This window comes from Caloramator quimbayensis (genome assembly GCF_900167605.1).
In the GTDB taxonomy this organism is placed as follows: Bacteria; Bacillota; Clostridia; order Clostridiales; family Caloramatoraceae; genus Caloramator_B; species Caloramator_B quimbayensis.
On sequence record NZ_FUYH01000054.1, the window covers coordinates 1 to 3314 of the forward strand.

11 protein-coding genes are annotated in these 3314 nt (G+C 31.4%); 1 reads left to right on the forward strand and 10 read right to left on the reverse strand.

Going from position 1 to position 3314, the window contains the following annotated elements:
* The 9 genes from B5D15_RS15035 to B5D15_RS15055 all read right to left on the reverse strand — a co-directional run.
* Positions 1 to 471: ATP-binding protein (locus tag B5D15_RS15035; protein WP_179122342.1), on the reverse strand; the 471-nt coding region annotated here is incomplete at its 3' end.
* Positions 472 to 1023: a host-nuclease inhibitor Gam family protein gene (locus B5D15_RS15040; RefSeq protein WP_179122343.1), complete on the reverse strand. Its 552-nt coding sequence runs from the start codon at positions 1021 to 1023 to the stop codon at positions 472 to 474. It lies immediately after the preceding gene.
* Complete coding sequence (locus B5D15_RS15045) at positions 1016 to 1267, reverse strand: hypothetical protein (protein ID WP_078697907.1); 252 nt, start codon at positions 1265 to 1267, stop codon at positions 1016 to 1018. The genes B5D15_RS15040 and B5D15_RS15045 overlap by 8 nt, the downstream gene beginning before the upstream one ends.
* A 92-nt stretch (positions 1268 to 1359) precedes the next feature.
* The gene (locus B5D15_RS15580; protein ID WP_179122344.1) at positions 1360 to 1533 is read right to left on the reverse strand and encodes a hypothetical protein; all 174 of its coding nucleotides are present in this window, start codon (positions 1531 to 1533) and stop codon (positions 1360 to 1362) included.
* On the reverse strand, positions 1530 to 1691 hold the full coding sequence (locus B5D15_RS15585) for a hypothetical protein (protein WP_179122345.1): 162 nt from the start codon (positions 1689 to 1691) through the stop codon (positions 1530 to 1532). Before B5D15_RS15585 ends, B5D15_RS15580 begins: the two co-directional genes overlap by 4 nt.
* 4 nt (positions 1692 to 1695) lie before the next feature.
* The gene (locus tag B5D15_RS15050) at positions 1696 to 1818 is read right to left on the reverse strand and encodes a Spo0E family sporulation regulatory protein-aspartic acid phosphatase (protein WP_179122346.1); all 123 of its coding nucleotides are present in this window, start codon (positions 1816 to 1818) and stop codon (positions 1696 to 1698) included.
* Between the two features lie 36 nt (positions 1819 to 1854).
* Positions 1855 to 2007, reverse strand: a complete 153-nt coding sequence (locus B5D15_RS15590) for a hypothetical protein (protein WP_179122347.1) — start codon at positions 2005 to 2007, stop codon at positions 1855 to 1857.
* A gap of 6 nt (positions 2008 to 2013) precedes the next feature.
* The gene (locus B5D15_RS15595; protein ID WP_179122348.1) at positions 2014 to 2166 is read right to left on the reverse strand and encodes a DUF6906 family protein; all 153 of its coding nucleotides are present in this window, start codon (positions 2164 to 2166) and stop codon (positions 2014 to 2016) included.
* Positions 2167 to 2192: 26 nt separating this feature from the next.
* Positions 2193 to 2468, reverse strand: a complete 276-nt coding sequence (locus tag B5D15_RS15055; RefSeq protein WP_078697909.1) for a MerR family transcriptional regulator — start codon at positions 2466 to 2468, stop codon at positions 2193 to 2195.
* An 83-nt stretch (positions 2469 to 2551) separates the two neighbouring features.
* Here B5D15_RS15055 and B5D15_RS15060 point away from each other — a divergent pair, with 83 nt between their 5' ends.
* A complete protein-coding gene (locus B5D15_RS15060) occupies positions 2552 to 3121 on the forward strand; it encodes a hypothetical protein (RefSeq protein WP_078697910.1) in 570 nt (189 codons plus the stop codon).
* On the opposite strand, the gene B5D15_RS15645 is transcribed toward B5D15_RS15060, so the two are convergent.
* A partial coding sequence (locus B5D15_RS15645) for a hypothetical protein (RefSeq protein WP_078697911.1) occupies positions 3081 to 3314 on the reverse strand: 234 nt, incomplete at its 5' end. The genes B5D15_RS15060 and B5D15_RS15645 overlap by 41 nt on opposite strands.

The window sequence follows — 3314 nt, forward strand, 5'->3', positions numbered from 1 at the left end:
GTCTTGAGTTTGAATATATTGTGTTTTTGCTCTCATAGTGGCTATTATATGACACGGTGACGAAATTATAGCTTCGATAAGCTTATTATGCAGTGGGGTTATATCTCTCCATGCTGCGAACTTATTTCCTCCGTATTTTATAGAATTTTTATCAGCAAGCTCTAAAGCTCCATCAGTACCAGCCCATGCATGGGAAAGGCTATCTATAATAAGTACGTCGTAGCCTAATTTCCCTGCTTCCTTAATTGCATTTATATAATGCTGTGGGTTATAGTTGTCCAATTCAAGCACATCAAAATCAAATTTATCTGCATATTTGCTCGCACTTCCATGTTCCGTATCTATTAATGCAATTTTTTTACCTAATCCTGTTGCTAATGCTAAAGATGTATAAGTTTTCCCTGCTCCCGAAGGACCAATTAAACCTATTCTTGCTTTAGCCTGCTTTTTAGTTGCTTTCTGAAAGCCCATTTATTCAACCTCCACAATAAATTTTGGTTCTCTTTCTTGAATCGTTATGCCTTCTATAACTTCACCTGTATTTTTATTTATTGCTAACCCATTTATCATCTCAATATTTTTCTTTAAAATAGCCCAATCAACTGATTTTTTAATTTTAATGTTTTCAGGGCAATTCTTTTCAGCCCATTCAAGTAGTTTTTCTTCGTCCTTTATATATTCAGGCTGCTGCATTTTTTCAATAAGTTTTCCACTTGGCAAACTATAAACTTTCTGTGTTTTTGTATCCTTTGTCTTAACTGTTTTAAAGTATTTATATAACTTATATTTGAAGAAATTTTCCTCTGAATCTCTCTTCTCTTGTGCTTTTTTAAGTGCTGCATTAAGCTGTTCTATCTTTGCCTTAATGACCATTTCATACCTGTTATATTCTGCATGAGCTTCTTTTATTTTTTCTATGCACCAGTCCGCTTTTAAATCGTTATCTACTATAAATCCTTCTTGTTTTGCTTCTTCCTCGGGAAGAAATTCATCAGCTATTTTAAAAGCATCCATATTATTCATTACCTCCTTCAATCTCTTCTTTATCTTGTTTATTAGCTTTATACCCTTCCGTAGTAATGTTAAGTTCTTCATTATTATGGATGTTTATAGTAATTGATATTTCAGCTGGATAATTTTTGTATTCCTTCAATTCAGGTAAATTATCAGTTATAATTTTTTCTATCCCCTTTGAGTTAATATATAAATCTCCGTATCTACTTATCATCAAATCACAGTTTCCTTCTATTTTTAAAATTTTACTCATAACTTTTCCCTCCATATTTCTAATTTTTAAAATAAGTGATATAATTTTCTTGAGTGTTTTAATTTATTTTGCCTTTTTTATAAGGCTTTTTTTTATAAGACTAAGTAACAATATTGGGCGATGATAATAACGTCTTCTAATCTTGTCTTTTTATTAAAATCAATCCTATTAACTCGTATGTCATCCGTTGCCATCTGCATTATATCTTTAAATTGTCCATCTGAAAGTTTTTTCCCTAACTTTTTCTCAAGAGCCTGTCTTATCATTGCGTAAATTCCCTCCTCTTTTGATTTTTTAAGTATGCTTCAAGCTTAAGTTCTGCGGCTTTTAGCTCCAAAATTGCCGCCTCAATATACTCAGCCTCTGCATTATTGAAATTACTTACAGCCTGTTGATACTCTTTCAAGAGTTGCTGGTACTCCAATTTATTACCTCCTTCCCTTGTAAAATGCTACAATAAGCTTGTCCAGCTTTTGTGACTGCCTAACAATTTCGTCGTAACTTGCACCAGATAAAATCATGTTTTCTAAAATTACTCTTTCTTGGTCCAATCTTTCCCTCACTGTTAAAAACATTAAACAACCTCTCTATTGTCTTTTGGCTGTTACATCTGCCTTTGAATCCTCTACAACCACTTCAATGTATTTCCCATCTGTTACCACAGTTGCAAATCCATTCTCATAAAGATAATGTGCAGCTCCTAAAGTAATGTTATTTCCGCCTTCAAATCTTTTACTCATTTTCCTTTACCTCCTCATTGTTATTAATTTGCCAGATGGTATATGATAAAATGTGTAGCTATCAGCGTCTTTACGCTCAAGCAAGTATTCTTTATGCCTTAATCCTTGCTTTGTTAAAAATATCTTTTGCTCCCTTGTAAGCCTTCTTAGATGTTTCAAATTTGCACCTCCTTTTGTGTATGAAATTACAACACTCTTCTTTCTTGGGTAATTTTTTCAAGCCACATATCAAGCAAATTTTTATTTACAAGAAACTTGGTTCCAACCTTAAAGCATGGGAAATCTGAATTATAGTTACATGCCGCATGAGCTATTTCCATTAGTTTATCTCTTCCAATACCGCTATATTTGACACATTCTTCTATTGTTAAAGTAGCTTTAGTTTTCTCTCCACCTATCTTGGGTAATGCTTCTTCAATTGCTTCTGCAATAACTTTTTTTAGCTCTGCACTTTTATTCATAGAGTTCACCTCACTTGTTGAAAAATTTAACAGGATTTCCCTCTTTCTTGTAGAAATTTATTTACAGAAAGGGGATGAAATTTATGAAAGATTTTATAAATTTAATTAATACATATAACGCTTTACTTATGGTAATATTTACTTTTTTATCTGCATTAGCTACTATTATTATCGCTTGGCTAACATATTCAAATTTAAAAGAATTTAAAGAAACAAGAATTGAAGAAAATAGGGCATATATTGTCTTTTATATTGTTCCTTCGAGTAGTAAGGCATTTCATAACTTAGTATTAAAAAATTTTGGTAAATCTGCTGGCAAAGTTTTATCTTTAAAAATAGATCCTCAACTTGATTATCAAAAAAGTTGCTCCCTAAGTGGTTTTGATAATCCTTTATTCTTTGAATCAAACAAAATATATCTTGCTCCAAATCAATTCGTTACTTCTGTTTTTGATTTTAGAAATTACCCTGATAGAATTTTCAATGTCATAATCGAGTATGAATCTCTTGGAAGAACATTTAAAGAAAGTTATCAAATTGACTATTCCTTTGCACTAAATACTTTCTCTGCAAGTCCAACTATTAATGATATCCCTAAAGGACTTCAGTATATTAATGAAAGTATTCAGGAATTAATTGACACACTTCGTTAATTGCTTCTCTCAATTGTTTTAAAGAGTAGTTATTATAATCAATATCTATCCTTATAGTTATTGCATTTGTAGAATCAATTAATAAACCATCTTCTGTTTTTGCTATTCCATTAGCTATGCCTTTTTTAAATACTAGAGTAGTTGGATAGTTACTATTAGTTATATTTACCTCTGGCTGTGCTTGTACTTGCCT